This window comes from Afipia massiliensis (genome assembly GCF_001006325.2).
In the GTDB taxonomy this organism is placed as follows: domain Bacteria; phylum Pseudomonadota; class Alphaproteobacteria; order Rhizobiales; family Xanthobacteraceae; genus Afipia; species Afipia massiliensis_A.
Genome location: NZ_LBIA02000001.1, coordinates 177,494 through 193,095 on the forward strand (window position 1 = coordinate 177,494; position 15,602 = coordinate 193,095).

The following is a 15,602-nucleotide window of genomic DNA, read 5'->3' on the forward strand; positions in this document are numbered from 1 at the left end:
ATGCCGCGGGCGCATCGCGCGCCCGCGGTCGTCAACATCAATCCTTCGGGCGCAGCTTCTCGACCTCCGCATCGCTCGGCAGGAAGTCCTCGCCCTTGCGATACACGGAGTCGACCATTACGCCCTTGCCGTCCTTCAGCGCTGTCTTGCCGACATAGGCACCGAGCGTCGATTGATGATCATTCTTGCGGAAGGTGATCTGACCGAACGGCGACGACATCGACAGGCCTTCCGCCGCCGCGATCATCTTTTCCGGATCAGTCGAATTGGCCTTGGTGAGAATCGCCGCTGCGGCCTTGATCGTCTGATAACCGACGATGGAGCCCAGCCGCGGATAGTCGTTGAACTTGCCCTGATAGGCTTTCAGGAACGCATCATGTTCGGGCGTCTTGATGCTGTACCAGGGATAACCGGTGACGATCCAGCCTGAGGGAGTTTCTTCCTTCAGCGGATCCAGATATTCCGGCTCGCCGGTGAGGAAGCTGACCACCGAACGATCCTTAAACAGACCGCGGGTGTTGCCCTCGCGAACGAACTTCACGAGATCCGCACCAAAGGTCACGTTGAGAATGGCCTCCGGATTTGCGTTCGCCAGCGCCTGCACGATCGGGCCTGCATCGATCTTGCCCTGCGGCGGCCACTGCTCGTCAACCCACTGGATGTCGGGCCGCTTCTCCGACAGCAGCTTCTTGAAAATGCCAACTGCGGACTGGCCGTACTCGTAGTTCGGCGCGATGGTTGCCCAGCGCTTTGCTGGCAGCTTGGCGGCTTCATCGACCAGCATCGCCGCCTGCATGTAGTTCGATGGCCGCAGGCGGAACGTATAACGATTGCCCTTTGACCAGGTGATCGCGTCGGTCAAAGGCTCGGCAGCCAGGAAGAACACCTTCTTCTGCTTGGCAAAGTCGCTCACCGCGAGCCCGATGTTGGACAGGAACGTGCCGGTCAGCATGACCACGTTCTCGTTCGAGACCAGTTCGTTCGCGGCGGTCTGCGCGTCAGCGGGTTTACCGCTATCGTCCTTGGACACGACAACCAGCTTCTTGCCGTTGATTCCGCCTGCCGCGTTGACCTCCTCGACCGCGAGTTGCCAGCCTTTGCGATAAGGCTCGGTGAACGCCGGCAATAGCGAATAGCTGTTGATCTCGCCAATCTTGATTTCGCCGCTCTGCGCCATGGCGGATGTCGCCATGCTGCCGAACACCACGCAGAGACTTGTGCCTAACAGGCCTTTCAAAAGAAATTTGCGTCGTTGCATCCCAGACCTCCAATGTTGGCGAAGCGTCTGCTTCGCCGTGACATCCGTCCATCCCTTCTCTCACTCGGGGATGGTCCGGCAATTCCTCTCGCACGTTCAGGAATCAGACAGCTACCGAAGGCCATCCTCACCCTTGATTTCTTCAATCGTCAGGCCGCCGACACGCGGCAGCGGACGCCCGCTATCGGTCACGGCAACCGCAACCATGATTTCGTTGGCGCGCGGCGCATCGTTGATCTGCACTTCCATGCCGTCGAAATGACTGCGCACGAACGCCGCGTCCTTGTGACCCAGCGGAATATCAAGCACTGTTCCCAAACCTCCACGCTTCTTGGATGACGGTATCAGCGCAGCACCCTTGCCCAGCACCTTGCGCACCGGCGCGCCCATTTTGGGATGCAAGATTGCTGCCGCATGCTCGAGTTCGCCATTCTCGCCGACCGCCGCCGCCTTGCCGTAGCTTTGCGCCTTGCTGCCTTCGATGCCCAGTGCCGCGACCGCCCGGGCGGCAAGCAATTCGCCCAGTTCCTCGCCAATGGCGATGAGGGGCGCGAGATCATCGACAAATTTTCCGGAAAATGGATTATCGATCACCGCGATCGCCGCCGCGCGGCGGGTCGGCGGCGAGACATTCCGGCCACCCTCCATCAAAGTCTCCTCGACGACGATAACGATCTTGCGAATGACGGCACTCATCGCAGTCCATCCTCCCCCTTGATCTCGCTGGCCTTGAGACCACCGACCCGGGCATGAATCCGCGAACCGGTGGTCATCACAAGCGCCAAGAGCAATTCATCAGCGCGCGGGGCATCGGAGATGCCGACTTCCATGGCATCAAAATGGGATCGCACATAAGACGCGTTGATGTGTGTCACCGGCACGTCAAGCCGGGCACCCGGCCCCCCGACCTTCTTGGCAGACGGCACGATAGCCTTCGCCTCGCCGAGAATTTCCCGCATCGCGTAGCCACCGGGCACATGCCACAACGCGCCGTGTTCCAGTTCACCGGCGGAGCCGATGATCGCTCCCTTGCCATATCCCTGAATGACGGCAGGATCGCCACCGAGCGCCTTCAACAATGCGCCCGCCATCGCGATTCCAAGCGGCGTGAGATCGTCCATGAAGCCGGCGATATCTTCGACATAACGCCCGGCAAACGGATTACGGATCACGCATAGGATCGCGCCGCGGCGTAACGGTCGCACCGCCGGCTTTCCACCCTCATGGAAAATCTCTTCAATCAGCGTGACGCGTTTGCGGATCGCAATCTCAGACATACATCAAACTTTCGGTTCGGACCGTCGAGCGCTGTAACGGCGCAACACCATCGGCGATCCTCAGAGCGACAACGCACGTCTCGCCCTGCAGATGAAGTGCTGCACCATCGATCAATCCCGCAGCAAGCAACAGCCGCGCACTGTCCGCGCCAGCCTCGAGAGCGACGGCAATATCGTCTGGCGGCAAATGGCCGACATCCCGGGTGACGAGACGCGCACCGAGATCGCTGTCGAGCTGAACCTCAGCCGCCGGGCAACGGGCGACGGCGGGATGCCCCGGCAGATCAACCGAATTAGCAATAATGGTTGCGGCGGCATCGGCCTGCGCAGCGGTTCGCGCCAGAACCGTGACTGCGTCAGCAATACCGAGTGAGAAACTGCGCCCACGCCATCCGCTGGTCGCGACACCTCGTGTCGGATCGCTCGCCGCAATGACCGTCGTCCCGATCAAGGCCGGTGTATCGGGCCGGTTCACCAGACCAACTCTGAAATGCTCGTCATTGGCAAGATGCAGCGCGATATCGCCGCCGTTGTTGACATAGGCACGATCAAGATCGGCCGCTTGCGTCATGGCGCCAAGAATTTCCTCGGCGACGGAACCGGCGACCGCCGCCATCGGCGTGATGAAATGATCCGTGGCAAACGGCGCGACCGCGTCATGCATGCGACGTGCGACAACGCCGTTCAAGGAGCAGACGTCAGGCCGCGCAGCCTTGCGCAGTTCCAGCAACTCTTCGCAAAGTTCGTCGAGGAGTCCGGTGAATTGCCGAATGGAAGCTTCATATGCCGCACGAACAGCAGCCCCCGCGCCACGCGCCTCCACAATCAGATCGATGGGACCATCCTGCAGGTGAAGCCGCCTGCCGTCCGCCAGCCATCCAATCTGCGGGAGCCGTGTCATGGGCGCGATCTCGGCTCAGAAGTTTGTCGCGGCAATTGACGGATTTCCGTGCTGTCCTTCAATGACGCCAATGGCCGCACGTGATCCATGTGACCGCCGAGCGCGGCATAATCCGAAAGCCGCAGGGTGAACTCGATGGGCGCGACCAGCGCAGGTGTCGGCACATAGCCAAAGGCTCCCTCCGGAACCTGAGTCACGTCGACCATGAAAGTGATGCCGCCGCCCGGCCAGACATAGACCGGCGCACCGCCGCAGGTTACCGACGTCAGCGCATCCTTCACGGATCGCGTGAGCCGCACGGGGTTGTCGGTGACGCCCGCCCTCAGCGATCCGCCCGCGCCGCCCATGAACAGCACCGTGCACAGGGCCGGTTCGCAGTTTTCCTGAATCCGCTCAACCGATAGCTTGAGGTCGGCCGGCATCTCTTTCTCGACGGGTTTCAGCGCCTCGTCGAGTTCGAAATAAGCGGCGTGTTCGCCGGTGGTGCTCACCATCATCATCCGCATGCCGGGATGCGCGGTCTTGGGATCGAACGGACCCAGCACCGAAAGAGGATCGGAGATGTTGGTCCCGCCCCAGCCGGTGCCGGGTTCGGCGACCTGGAAATAGCGCCCGGGTGTCGAGCGCCGGCCCTTCATCTTGATACCGGTGTCGGGAATATCGAGAAGCTTGCCCGCCTGATGCTCCGACAGGACGCCGGTGATGTGATCGTCGACCACGACCACTTCATCAACCTTGCCATGCCACTGCTTGGCGAACATGCCGATTGTCGCAGAGCCGCAGCCGACGCGCATGCGCTCTTCGGGAACGCCGTTGACGATCGGCGGGTAACCAGCCTGCACCACCACCGTCGCGCCACCGTCGATTGTGAGTTCGACAGGCTTTCCGTTGGACAGATCCATCAGCGCGTCACAAGTGATACGCCCCTCTTTCTTCGATCCCCCGGTCAGGTGATGCACGCCGCCGAGCGACAGCATCTGCGAGCCATATTCTCCGGTCGTGACGTGCCCCACCGCCTCGCCCTGCACGCGCACCGTCGCGGTTTCAGGCCCGAGATAGCGATCGGTATCGATCTTCACCTTGACGCCGCAGTAGCTGAAGATGCCCTCGGTCACCACCGTGACCATATCGACACCGTCTATCTCGGAAGAAACGATGAATGGCGCAGGCTTGTAATCGGGATAGGTCGTGCCGGCACCGATGGCCGTGACGAAAACGCCAGGCTCATGAACGATCTTGCCGTCCCAATCGCCACCGGCCTGAAACGGAACCAGCCGACCGCCATGCGAAACCGTGCGCTCGAGCACGACATGCGGATCGACGCGCACCAGTTCGCCATTGTTGTTTGCATAGCGATCGCACGCACCCGCGGCGCCGGGCTTGATGTAACACATCACCGGGCACGCATCGCAGCGGATCTTGTCCGCGCTGCCGGGCGCTGTAACGGAGGTCACCTCGGTTTGCATGACCAAACTCGCGTGCAAGCCAGCGAACTGATGCGCGGCGCCAATGCCGCGAGGATTAGTTCAGTCAGTCCGCATTGGCATTTTGTTCGTATACGAACGATGTTGCGCGCAGTCCCGAAAGCTGTCAAGCGCCGTCGCGCGTAAAAACCGGAACTGCCGAATAAAAACTCAGTTGCCTACTTTGCGTGTTCAGAAATCATGCAATGCATCATCGCACGGGACACGCGACACTCTGGGCGCATCATGCGCTTGCACGTTTGTATACAAACGGTATCGTCGCAGGCAGACATTGCCGACCTTTTGCAGCGCAGCAGATCGGACCGTGACGATGAATATGACGCAGCAACCGATCCGCCTGACAGTGAACGGCAGGATCCACGATGTCGGCGCCGCGCCCGACACCCCGCTGCTTTACGTGTTGCACAACGATCTTGAATTGAACGGCCCCAAGTATGGCTGCGGGCTCGGCGAATGCGGCGCATGTACCGTCATCATCGACGGTGTGGCAGCCCGCTCCTGCGTGATACCGGTCAGCGGCTGTGTGCAGCGAGACATACTGACGCTCGAAGGCCTCGGATCGCGCGACCATCCCGACCCCGTGCAGCACGCCTTCATCGAGGAACAGGCCGCGCAATGCGGTTACTGCCTTAACGGCATGATCATGAGCACGAAAGCTCTTCTCATGCAGAACCCGCGCCCCTCGGAAACGGAGGTGCTCCAGGCCTTGCGATACAACCTGTGTAGGTGTGGCGCGCACGTCGAGATCCTACGCGCGGTCATGCGTGCTGCAGGTCATGCCGTCGAAGGACTCGAGTAATGGTGGCGGATTCCCAGACAGATCGAGAACAACTTCCTTCCGGATCGCTGTCCGTCGTTCGCCCGGCATCTTCCGGCAACACTGGATCGGCTTTCGAGACCTTCATCAAGATCACCGCGAACGGGGTTATCACTGCCTTCAATGGTCATGTCGATCTCGGGACCGGCATCCGCACGGCGCTTGGACAGATCGTCGCGGAAGAACTGGACGTCTCGTTCGCGCGTGTCATCGTCGTACTGGGCGACACTTCGCTCGTTCCCAATCAAGGGGCGACCATCGCCAGCGAAACCATCCAGATCACTGCGGTGCCACTGCGTAAAGCGGCCGCGCAAGCACGTCACTTTCTGATCGCACGCGCCGCGCAGAGGCTTGAGCTACCGGAAAGTGAACTGTCGGTAGAGGACGGCCTGATCCGGGGTCACGATAACCGCAGCATCAGTTACGGCGAACTGATCGGAGACGAAACCATCCGGCTCGATCTCGCCGATGATGCTCCGGTGAAAGCGGTCGAATCCTACAAAATCGTCGGACAATCTACGCCGCGCGTCGATCTCCCGGCCAAGGCAACCGGTGAACTGGTCTACGTGCATGATGTGCGCGTTCCCGGCATGCTGCATGGGCGCGTGGTGCGTCCGCCCTACGCCGGTGTCGATGCCGGAAGTTTCGTCGGAACGAGTCTGATTGCCGTCGACGAGTCGTCCGTTCGCGATATTCCCGGCATGGTGTCGGTTGTGCAGGTCGGCGACTTCGTCGGTGTCGTCGCCGAACGCGAGGAAAACGCGGTCAAGGCGGCCGCTCAACTCAAGGTGACGTGGAAACCGACACCGACGCTGCCCAATCTGAAAGATATCGAAACGGCGCTCCGCGCTAATCCGAGTACGCCACGCACATTGCTCGACAAGGGCGACGTGGATGCCGCCATCGCGGATGCCGCAAAGCCGATGCAACGAACCTACATCTGGCCCTACCAGATGCACGGATCAATCGGACCTTCGTGTTCTGTGGCAGATGTTCGGGAGGGATTCGCGCGGGTATGGTCCGGCACGCAGAATCCGCACATCCTGCGATCCGACCTCGCACTGCTTCTCGCACTGCCGGAAACTCAGATCGACGTGATCCGACTGGAGGCCGCCGGTTGCTACGGCCGCAACTGCGCCGATGACGTCTCCGCCGACGCGGTGTTGCTGTCGCGCGCAGTCGGCAGGCCGGTGCGCGTACAGCTAACCCGTGAGCAGGAACACGCGTGGGAGCCCAAAGGCACAGCGCAACTGATGGACGTCAACGGCGGCCTGCATGCCGATGGCAGCGTCGCGGGCTATGACTTCGCCACGCGCTATCCCTCGAACGGAGCACCGACGCTGGCGCTGCTTCTGACCGGCATCGTCCCGCCTGTTCCGGCGGTCTTTGAGATGGGCGACCGCACCGCGATCCCGCCTTATGACTACGATGCGATGCGGGTGACCGCCCACGATATGCCGCCCATCGTGCGGGCGTCATGGTTTCGCGGCGTCTCGGCATTGCCCAACACGTTTGCGCACGAATCCTACATTGACGAACTCGCGGCCGAGGCTGGCGTCGATCCGATTGAATACCGCCTGCGCTATCTGAAGGATCCGCGTGCAGTCGATCTGGTCAAGGCCGTCGCCAAGCGCGCCGACTGGACTCCTCGCCCGCTCTGGAAGGAGCAGGAAGCCGAGGGCGATGTGGTGCGTGGACGCGGCTTCGCTTACGCGCTCTATGTCCACAGCAAATTCCCCGGCTACGGCGCTGCATGGTCAGCCTGGATTGCGGACGTCGCGGTCAACAAATCGACCGGCGATGTGAGCGTGACGCGCGTCGTTGCCGGGCAGGATTCCGGACTGATGATCAACCCGGACGGCGTGCGCCATCAGATCCACGGCAACGTCATCCAGTCGACCAGCCGCGCGCTGATGGAAGAAGTCTCGTTCGATCGTGCCGCTGTGGCCAGCCGGGAATGGGGTACCTACCCGATCATCACATTCCCGGACATTCCCAAGATCGATGTGTTGATGCTGCCACGGCAAGATCAGCCGCCGCTCGGCGTCGGTGAATCCGCGTCGGTCCCGAGCGCCGCGGCTATCGCAAACGCAATTTTCGATGCAACCGGTGTGCGCTTCCGCGAACCGCCGTTCACGCCCGAGCGCATTCTTGCGGGATTGCGCGGCGATGCTCCCGCACCGCAGGCCTTGTTGCCGGCGGCCAGTTTCAAGCCGCAGGAACGAATTCCGGATACGCCAAGTCCGTTCTTTAAACGCCGCAGTACGCTCGCAGGTATCGCCGCAGTCTGCACAGCGGCTGTCGGCATCGCCGCAGCGGTGCTGCCGTGGCGATCAATTGCACCCATCGCGCGGCCGGATGTATCGACGTATTCCGCGGCGACCATTGCCCGCGGCCAGCAACTCGCGGCGCTCGGCAACTGCGCCGGCTGCCATACCGACATAAGCGGGATCGCCAATGCGGGCGGACGGGCGCTCGAGACACCGTTTGGCATCGTTTACAGCACCAACATCACCCCCGATGTCGAGACCGGTATCGGGGCGTGGTCATACCCGGCCTTCGAGCGCTCGATGCGCGAAGGCATCCATCGCGACGGCCGGCATCTCTACCCGGCATTTCCCTACAATCACTTTGCCAAGACAACCGATGCAGATTTGCAGGCGCTCTACGCTTATCTGATGGCGCAGGAGCCGGTGCACGCCGTCAACCGCGAAACTGCTCTGGCATTCCCTTTCAGCCTTCGTCCGCTGCTGGCAGGCTGGAACGCGCTGTTTCACGAACCGGCCCTCTTCAAGGCAAATCCCGCGAAATCAACCGTCTGGAATCGCGGCGCTTATCTGGTCGAGAGTCTCGGTCATTGTGGAGCTTGCCATACGCCGAGGAATGCATTGGGCGCGGAAAGAACAGCCAAAGCCTATCTGGCCGGCGGCGTCGCGGAAGGCTGGGAAGCGCCGCCACTGACGTCCCTGTCGCACGCGCCGATCCCGTGGAGCGAGGACGAACTCTTCGCCTATCTGCGAACGGGCATCTCCCGCTTCCATGGTGTTGCCGCAGGGCCTATGGCGCCGATCGTAAGAGAGCTGGCAGCCGTGCCTGACAGCGACATTCGCGCCATGGCGGTTTATCTCGCCTCTTTCAACGAGACCACAGAAACGCCAGCGGCGCAGGAAACGCTGGCAACGCGGCTGGAAACCATAACGAGCGTGAAGGCCGTCTCTGCCTCAGCTCTTGGCGCGCGCATCTATGATGGCGCTTGCGCGGTCTGCCATCAGATCGGCGGGCCTGTTCTGTTTGGCAGCAAACCCTCACTGGCGCTGAATAGCAACTTGCACAGCACCATGCCCGATAACCTTATTCAGGTCATTCTCCACGGCATCGAGCAGCCGGTCTCCAGCGATCTCGGCTATATGCCTGCCTTCAAGAACAGCCTCAATGATGAACAGGTCTTGGAGCTGGTGTCCTACCTCAGGCAGCAGTTCGCTCCGGACAAGGCGCCCTGGACCGACGTCGCCGCCGCGATCGGCCGGGTCCGGCACGCCGCCAGACCATAAAATCACACGGGGGTGGCTGGCTGCCCCTGAAGGAGCCGGATATGATCCTAGTGATCCGGTTCTGACATTCGTACACACTCCTTCGCAAGCACTTTTACGAATGTCAGAACCAAAGGATCACTAAAATCATAATTCGCTTGTGTCCTTTCGTATCCGGCGTCCGCTCGGAAGGCGCTGCGAAGTGAAGCGAACGCCGGATACGGGACACAAGCATGGCCATTACAGACATCGCTTCGCGGACCTACAATCACGGCTGGCGGCTCGATCCGATCGTGCGCAGCCTTCTCGACACCGACTTCTACAAGCTCCTGATGCTTCAGATGATCCGGCGATTCTATCCGGATGAGCATGTGACGTTCTCGGTGATCAATCGCACGCATCATGTCCGCCTCGGCGAAGTGATCGACGAGGGAGAGCTTCGCGCCCAGCTCGATCATGCCCGCACCGTTCGCTTCACCAAAAAGGAGTTGATCTGGCTCGCCGGTAATACGTTCTACGGCAAGACCCAGATGTTCTCGCCGGGCTTCATCAGCTGGCTCGCGACGTTTCAGCTCCCCGAATACGAGCTGCGCACGGTCGATGGGCAGTACGAACTGCATTTCCACGGGCCGTGGACCCACACGACCATGTGGGAAATTCCAGCGCTCGCCATCATCAATGAATTGCGCTCGCGGCAGGCCATGAAGGGACAAGGCCGGTTCGTTCTCGACGTTCTGTACGCGCGGGCGAAGGCCAAGCTCTGGACCAAGGTCGAACGACTGCGCAAACTTGAAGGCCTGCGGCTGTCGGATTTCGGGACACGGCGGCGGCACGGCTTTCTGTGGCAGCGCTGGTGCGTCGAAGCCGTCAAGGAAGGGCTTGGCCCGGCCTTCACCGGCACCTCCAACGTACTGCTCGCGATGGACAACGATCTGGAAGCGATCGGCACCAACGCACATGAACTGCCGATGGTCGCAGCCGCGCTGGCGAAGGACGACACCGAACTGCGGTGGGCGCCTTACCTTATCCTCGATCAGTGGCGACAGACCTATGACGGAAATCTTCTGATCGCCCTGCCCGATGCGTTCGGCACCAAGGCATTTCTGCGGGATGCGCCCGAATGGGTGGCTGACTGGACGGGCTTCCGCCCGGACAGCGCGCCGCCGATAGCGGCAGGCGAAGAGATCATCAAGTGGTGGAAGGAAAAGGGACGCGATCCGAAGGAGAAACTGCTGATTTTCTCAGACGGCATGGATGTCGGGTCAATCGAGGAGACGCATCGTTATTTTGCCGGACGCGTCAGAACCAGCTTCGGCTGGGGCACGAATCTCACGAACGACTTTGTCGGATGCGCGCCGGATGGCACCGCCGATCTCGATCCGATCTCGCTCGTTTGCAAGGTGACTGCCGTTAACGGACAGCCGGCGGTAAAGCTCTCGGACAATCCTGAAAAAGCGACCGGCAGTCCAACCGAGATTGCGCGTTATCTACGCGTGTTCGGCAATGCAGGCCGCGTGCGCAGCGCGGTCCACGTATAGACGCTGGCGGAGCAGATCGCTTGGAGCGATTTCCATTCGGCCTCATCATGTGTAGATTGGCCCGATCAGGATCGTGATCCTGAATGAATGGGACGCCAGTACAGGAACGATTTGATGAAGGTCACGGTCAACATTGATTGCACGCCGCAGGAAGCACGAGAGTTCCTGGGACTTCCAAACATCCAGCCCATGCAGGAAAAGGCGATGAAGCAGCTTGAGGAAAAACTGCTTTCCGGGGTCGCAGGCATGTCGCCCGATGCCATCCTGCGCAACTGGATGTCGTTCAATCCCGAACAATTCGGGGACATGTTCAAGATGTTCGGCGGACTCGGCGGCACCAAGAAGTAAGACGCGAGAAAACGCTTTAAAAATATTTACAGCGACGCCGCGTAAACTTCGTATTCCTCACGAACAGTCTCGATATGCTCGCGTGTCAGCGCGCGACGAACCTGGAATACTGGTCTTAGATCATGTCTCATCCGGCACGTCGATCAGACTGACATGCGCCGCGACGATCCGCCAGCCTTCCGCGAAACGGACCCATGTCTGCATCTGCCGCCCAATCCTGCCGGGCGCGGATGAACGATGGAACAACGTGGAAGCAACGGCGGTATCGCGGCCATAGGCCGTAATGACAGTCTTCGACAGATCGCGGATCAGACCCGCGGGATTTCGCGCCGCGCGGAACGCGGCAATGGCGTCGTAGCCGTAAAGGTTTTCACCGATCCCGTAGCGAATCGTCCTGGAGTCCTTGCGAAACAGCGCATCGAGTGTCGCAACGTCATTCGACGTCAGCGCCTTTTCGTAAGCCGCAAAGGCTGCGCTGACTTCAGCTACGACATCGGGTAAATCGACTTTCACCGTCATTTTCAAGTACCTTTAAGGCGCCGTGCGCTCAGGCCCGCGCGGCTTGCAGCGCGTGATGCCAGCCTTTGGCCGACTTAGCCGCTTAAACCAACACATGAACATGACTTTCATTTTGCAGGTGATGTTCATCGTGAACTGATTGGCGTTTAACGTCGTCGTGCCCTGCATGCCTATTCGGCAGCGACGGCTGCTGCGGTCCGACCTCGACTCGTCAAAGCAAAGCCTTCATAGCCTTTTCCCGCGACGTCGTTACAGATCTGGCGATAAACGCCGACACCGCCGATATAGGGCATGAAGACCTGCGGCTTTCCGGGAATGTTGGCGCCCATGTACCACGAGTTGGCCTGCGGATAGAGCGTTCCGCTCGCAACATCGTTGACCTGCGTCACCCAGTCGTCCTCAGCATCTTTTGTCGCCTCCATGCAGTCGATGCCACGCTGACGCATGTAACCGATGCAGTCGCTGATCCAGTCCACGTGCTGCTCAATCGATACAATCATATTGCTCAGCACCGACGGACTGCCCGGGCCGGTGATAATGAACATGTTCGGAAAGCTGGCACTCATCAGACCGAGATAGGTCCGGGGTCCCTCTGCCCATTTCTGGTTCAGGGTCGTGCCATCCCTGCCCTTGATATTGATCTTGGCGACCGACCCGGTCATGGCGTCGAAGCCGGTGCCGAACACAATCGAGTCGAGTTCGAAATCCTTGCCTCCGGTCCGCAAACCATGCGGCAGTATCTCCTCGATCGGGCTGGATCGAATGTCGACCAGAGTGACGTTGGGCCGATTGAAAGTGGCGTAGTAATCCGTGTCCACACAGATGCGTTTCGAGCCGATCGGATGATCGTGCGGCTGCAACAGTTTTGCGACCGCGGGGTCCTGCACAATTTCCTCGATCTTCGACCGAACGAATGCACAAGCGGTGTCGTTTGAAGGCTTGTCGAACAAGAGATTATTATAGGATGCCATGAAGCTGATGCCGCCGCGCGTCCAGCCGGTCTCATACTCCCGCCGTCGCGCTTCCTCTGTATCGTCCAGCGCGCCTTTCTCGGAAATGACCATCAGGATTCCGTTCCTCGACTCTTCGCGCGCGCGCCGCCGCCGATCGGCATAGTCGGACTTCCAGGATCGCGTGATCTCCGGCGTAAGCGGAGCATTGTGTGCCGGAACACTGAAATTGGGCGTGCGCTGGAAAACAAAAAGATGGCTGGCCTGCCCGGCGATGATGGGAATTGACTGGATCGCAGATGAACCGGTCCCAACGACACCAACCCGCTGCCCGGTGAAATCCACCTCGTCATGCGGCCAGTGTCCGGTGTGATACGTTTTTCCCTGAAAACGATCCCAGCCCTTAAAGTCAGGTATCCGAGCGTTCGATAGGCAGCCGGTCGCCAGGATGAAATAGGTCGCCGATACGGCTTTTCCGTCCGACGTGATCACCGACCAGCGGTTGGCGCTCTCATGAAATTCCGCGGCCTCAACCCGCGTATTGAGCTGAATATCGCGACGCAGATCGAACCTGTCAGCGACATGGTTGGCGTATTTCAGGATCTCGGGCTGCGGCGCATAACGCTCGCTCCATTCCCATTCCTGCTGCAACTCCTCCGAAAACGAATAGGAATATTGCATGCTCTCGACGTCGCAACGCGCGCCGGGATAACGATTCCAGTACCATGTCCCGCCGACATCACCACCTTGCTCATAAACACGCACCGAAAGACCGAGGCCGCGTAGCCGATGCAGCATGTACAAGCCCGCGAATCCCGCACCGACAACAACAGTGTCGTAGCTTTCATTGGAGGGCGTTGAACCATGCTGCGGAGCAATCATATCTTCGTTCTCCCGGATTTTCCGTTGCTCTTGGAAAGCTGCTGGTCAGCCTTCTGCATTCAATGTGACCTCGAAAAACGGGCAAAGACAATAGATCGATGCCGAGCGGACGCCATGCACGGTGACGGGACGATCGACGATCGACGCGCTATCCCATCGCCTTGAGCCAACTGCCGATTTCCCGCATCGCGTCACTCGCCTTCGGGAGCAGTTTTCCCATGGTGATGAATCCATGAAATTGACCGGGATACGTCCGGTACACCACAGGCACACCCGCGTTGCCGAGGCGCTTGGCAAACTCTTCTCCCTCGTCGCGCAAGGGATCGGCACCGGCCGTCAATACGAATGCGGGCGGCAATCCGGAGAGATTTTGGACACGCGCTGGCGATGCCCGCCAGTCGTCGATTCCAGTGGCACCATTGAGATAGTGATCGCGAAACCACCGGATTACTGAATGCGTCAGCAATGCGCTGGTCTCGGGCTCGCTATGCGAGGGGTGTGTCATCGTAAAATCGGTTGCCGGATAGATAAGGACCTGGCCCGCGATTTTCGGCCCCGCATTCCGAGCATTAATCGCAACGACTGCCGCGAGATTGCCGCCTGCGCTGTCACCGCCCACAAGCAATCGGGATGCATCAATCCCTAGCGAAAGAGCATTCTTCGAAACCCATTCCGTCGCCGCAATCGCGTCATCGACCGCCGCCGGGAACCGATGCTCCGGCGCCAGACGATAATCTACCGAGACCACGATGAGTTGACCTTCATCGGCCAGTGTCCGGCAAACCACGTCATGGGAGTCGAGATCACCGATCACCCAGCCGCCGCCATGAAAAAAGACCAGACATGGCGAGAGTCCATCGGCCTGCCGCAGCTTCAATGGCTTGTAGAGGCGTGCGGGAATTAGCCCATCCGGCCCCGGTATCGTCAGGGATTCCATTGAAGCAATTTGGGGCGGCTCAGGATTCGAGACAACGCGGCCTGCCAAATACATCTGGCGGGCCTCCACCGGTGACAGCGTTTCATATGGCGGACGTCCGGCCTCGCGAAAGGCGTGGAGAACGGCGGCGGCATCGGGATCGAGTGTGACTGACATGGTCCTCCCCAAGGCTCTTGCGGGCGTTGTTATCCTTCTTGCTTGAATTGTTAACCCGCGATTTGGCTGCTGTCGACGTTGCCGAGACGAATACCCGGCCAGCAGATGCCGTACAAAAGACGACGGCACCGCACGGGAAAGTGCAGGGCCGTCAGTAATCGTAGGATTGGCTCTGATGCCAGCCCTTACAGCATCACATACCGAGGATTGCGATGTCCTTCACCGGACCGGTGACGCCGGAAATCTTGGCGGCTTCAGTCGCTTTGCCTGTCGCGAGATCGACGCTGTAGAGTGTGTCTCCTACCATCAGCCAGGCCTCATTCTTTCCGTTGCCATCCGACCAGATATCGAACGACGCGCTGTCAGCCTTGACGCCAAGCTTGCCAATGGTGCCGAGAATGCCATCATTGGGAGGAGCCTGTTTCACGAGCGTACCGGCGGTCGCATCGATGTTGAACAGCGCCGTTTCCTTGGTACCCTTCACCGAGTTGGTGTAGGCACCGGCGATCACATTTGGCTTTGCACCCTTGCTGGCGTCGGTCTCGGCATACTTATGATCGCCGTCCTTGGTGACCTTGCCGTCATCGACATTGGCGCGGAGGCTCATGCCGTCAGCGCCCATCACGCGCAAGCGATCCGCTGCCGGGTTGAAATCGACCGTGACGAGCACGCCCTTCGCGACCATGGTTTCGAGCTTCGATTTCATGGTCGCCTTGCCGTCCTTGGCGATCGTCACGACCGTGCCGTCATCGACCAGGCCATAAAGCATCCCGTCGGCGGGGCGAACGTCGATACCGACCAGCGCCCCGGAAATCCCTGTCACCTTGACGGAACCGGTGGCCTTCTTTTGTGCGGTGTCGACCATCGCGATGGTGTCGTTGCCGACCAATGCTGCAACTTGAGCCGCGCTTGCCGCGACTGATGTCATCAAAAGTGCCGTGGATGCGGCGAAAATCGTGCTGAACTTCATGGCGAAACTCCCTGTATCTCGACGATCCCATTCGG

13 protein-coding genes are annotated in these 15,602 nt (G+C 60.1%); 4 read left to right on the plus strand and 9 right to left on the minus strand.

Translation table 11 applies throughout. The annotated features are described in order from the left end of the window. Positions 1-37: 37 nt before the first annotated feature. From YH63_RS00765 to YH63_RS00785, 5 genes are all read right to left on the minus strand, one after another. Positions 38-1,258, minus strand: a complete 1,221-nt coding sequence (locus YH63_RS00765) for an ABC transporter substrate-binding protein (protein WP_046829256.1) — start codon at positions 1,256-1,258, stop codon at positions 38-40. 111 nt (positions 1,259-1,369) lie between these two features. Next, the gene (locus tag YH63_RS00770; protein ID WP_046829255.1) at positions 1,370-1,954 is read right to left on the minus strand and encodes an amino acid synthesis family protein; all 585 of its coding nucleotides are present in this window, start codon (positions 1,952-1,954) and stop codon (positions 1,370-1,372) included. Further along, positions 1,951-2,535 carry an amino acid synthesis family protein gene (locus tag YH63_RS00775; protein ID WP_046829254.1) on the minus strand — a complete coding sequence of 195 codons (585 nt, stop codon included), beginning with the start codon at positions 2,533-2,535 and terminating at the stop codon, positions 1,951-1,953. The genes YH63_RS00770 and YH63_RS00775 overlap by 4 nt, the downstream gene beginning before the upstream one ends. After that, on the minus strand, positions 2,528-3,436 hold the full coding sequence (locus tag YH63_RS00780) for a UPF0280 family protein (RefSeq protein ID WP_046829253.1): 909 nt from the start codon (positions 3,434-3,436) through the stop codon (positions 2,528-2,530). Before YH63_RS00780 ends, YH63_RS00775 begins: the two co-directional genes overlap by 8 nt. Then, on the minus strand, positions 3,433-4,902 hold the full coding sequence (locus YH63_RS00785) for a hypothetical protein (protein ID WP_046829252.1): 1,470 nt from the start codon (positions 4,900-4,902) through the stop codon (positions 3,433-3,435). Before YH63_RS00785 ends, YH63_RS00780 begins: the two co-directional genes overlap by 4 nt. 334 nt (positions 4,903-5,236) lie before the next feature. Between YH63_RS00785 and YH63_RS00790 the strand changes: the two genes are divergently transcribed. The 4 genes from YH63_RS00790 to YH63_RS00805 all read left to right on the plus strand — a co-directional run bounded on the left by YH63_RS00790 (position 5,237) and on the right by YH63_RS00805 (position 11,153). After that, on the plus strand, positions 5,237-5,719 hold the full coding sequence (locus YH63_RS00790; protein ID WP_046829860.1) for a (2Fe-2S)-binding protein: 483 nt from the start codon (positions 5,237-5,239) through the stop codon (positions 5,717-5,719). Next, a complete protein-coding gene (locus tag YH63_RS00795) occupies positions 5,719-9,288 on the plus strand; it encodes a molybdopterin cofactor-binding domain-containing protein (protein ID WP_046829251.1) in 3,570 nt (1,189 codons plus the stop codon). The genes YH63_RS00790 and YH63_RS00795 overlap by 1 nt, the downstream gene beginning before the upstream one ends. 212 nt (positions 9,289-9,500) lie before the next feature. Then, a complete protein-coding gene (gene pncB / locus YH63_RS00800) occupies positions 9,501-10,805 on the plus strand; it encodes a nicotinate phosphoribosyltransferase (protein ID WP_046829250.1) in 1,305 nt (434 codons plus the stop codon). Between the two features lie 114 nt (positions 10,806-10,919). Then, complete coding sequence (locus YH63_RS00805; RefSeq protein WP_046829249.1) at positions 10,920-11,153, plus strand: DUF6489 family protein; 234 nt, start codon at positions 10,920-10,922, stop codon at positions 11,151-11,153. 120 nt (positions 11,154-11,273) lie between these two features. Here YH63_RS00805 and hpxZ read toward each other — a convergent pair whose 3' ends face one another. The 4 genes from hpxZ to YH63_RS00825 form a co-directional block, all read right to left on the minus strand. Continuing rightward, positions 11,274-11,666: an oxalurate catabolism protein HpxZ gene (gene hpxZ, locus YH63_RS00810; protein WP_046829859.1), complete on the minus strand. Its 393-nt coding sequence runs from the start codon at positions 11,664-11,666 to the stop codon at positions 11,274-11,276. Between the two features lie 176 nt (positions 11,667-11,842). Continuing rightward, positions 11,843-13,504, minus strand: a complete 1,662-nt coding sequence (locus YH63_RS00815; protein WP_046829248.1) for a flavin-containing monooxygenase — start codon at positions 13,502-13,504, stop codon at positions 11,843-11,845. A 148-nt stretch (positions 13,505-13,652) separates the two neighbouring features. Then, entirely contained in the window at positions 13,653-14,597 is a 945-nt protein-coding gene (locus YH63_RS00820; protein ID WP_046829247.1) for an alpha/beta hydrolase, read from the minus strand. 193 nt (positions 14,598-14,790) lie between these two features. After that, positions 14,791-15,567: a DUF4394 domain-containing protein gene (locus YH63_RS00825; RefSeq protein WP_046829246.1), complete on the minus strand. Its 777-nt coding sequence runs from the start codon at positions 15,565-15,567 to the stop codon at positions 14,791-14,793. Between the last annotated feature and the right edge of the window lie 35 nt (positions 15,568-15,602).

Excerpts from the sequence above, each read along its gene's own strand:
- YH63_RS00765 (WP_046829256.1), bottom strand. The coding sequence starts at position 1,258 with ATGCAACGACGCAAATTTCTTTTGAAAGGCCTGTTAGGCACAAGTCTC.
- YH63_RS00770 (WP_046829255.1), bottom strand. The coding sequence starts at position 1,954 with ATGAGTGCCGTCATTCGCAAGATCGTTATCGTCGTCGAGGAGACTTTG.
- YH63_RS00775 (WP_046829254.1), bottom strand. The coding sequence starts at position 2,535 with ATGTCTGAGATTGCGATCCGCAAACGCGTCACGCTGATTGAAGAGATT.
- YH63_RS00780 (WP_046829253.1), bottom strand. The coding sequence starts at position 3,436 with ATGACACGGCTCCCGCAGATTGGATGGCTGGCGGACGGCAGGCGGCTT.
- YH63_RS00785 (WP_046829252.1), bottom strand. The coding sequence starts at position 4,902 with ATGCAAACCGAGGTGACCTCCGTTACAGCGCCCGGCAGCGCGGACAAG.
- YH63_RS00790 (WP_046829860.1), top strand. The coding sequence starts at position 5,237 with ATGACGCAGCAACCGATCCGCCTGACAGTGAACGGCAGGATCCACGAT.
- YH63_RS00795 (WP_046829251.1), top strand. The coding sequence starts at position 5,719 with ATGGTGGCGGATTCCCAGACAGATCGAGAACAACTTCCTTCCGGATCG.
- pncB (WP_046829250.1), top strand. The coding sequence starts at position 9,501 with ATGGCCATTACAGACATCGCTTCGCGGACCTACAATCACGGCTGGCGG.
- YH63_RS00805 (WP_046829249.1), top strand. The coding sequence starts at position 10,920 with ATGAAGGTCACGGTCAACATTGATTGCACGCCGCAGGAAGCACGAGAG.
- YH63_RS00815 (WP_046829248.1), bottom strand. The coding sequence starts at position 13,504 with ATGATTGCTCCGCAGCATGGTTCAACGCCCTCCAATGAAAGCTACGAC.
- YH63_RS00820 (WP_046829247.1), bottom strand. The coding sequence starts at position 14,597 with ATGTCAGTCACACTCGATCCCGATGCCGCCGCCGTTCTCCACGCCTTT.
- YH63_RS00825 (WP_046829246.1), bottom strand. The coding sequence starts at position 15,567 with ATGAAGTTCAGCACGATTTTCGCCGCATCCACGGCACTTTTGATGACA.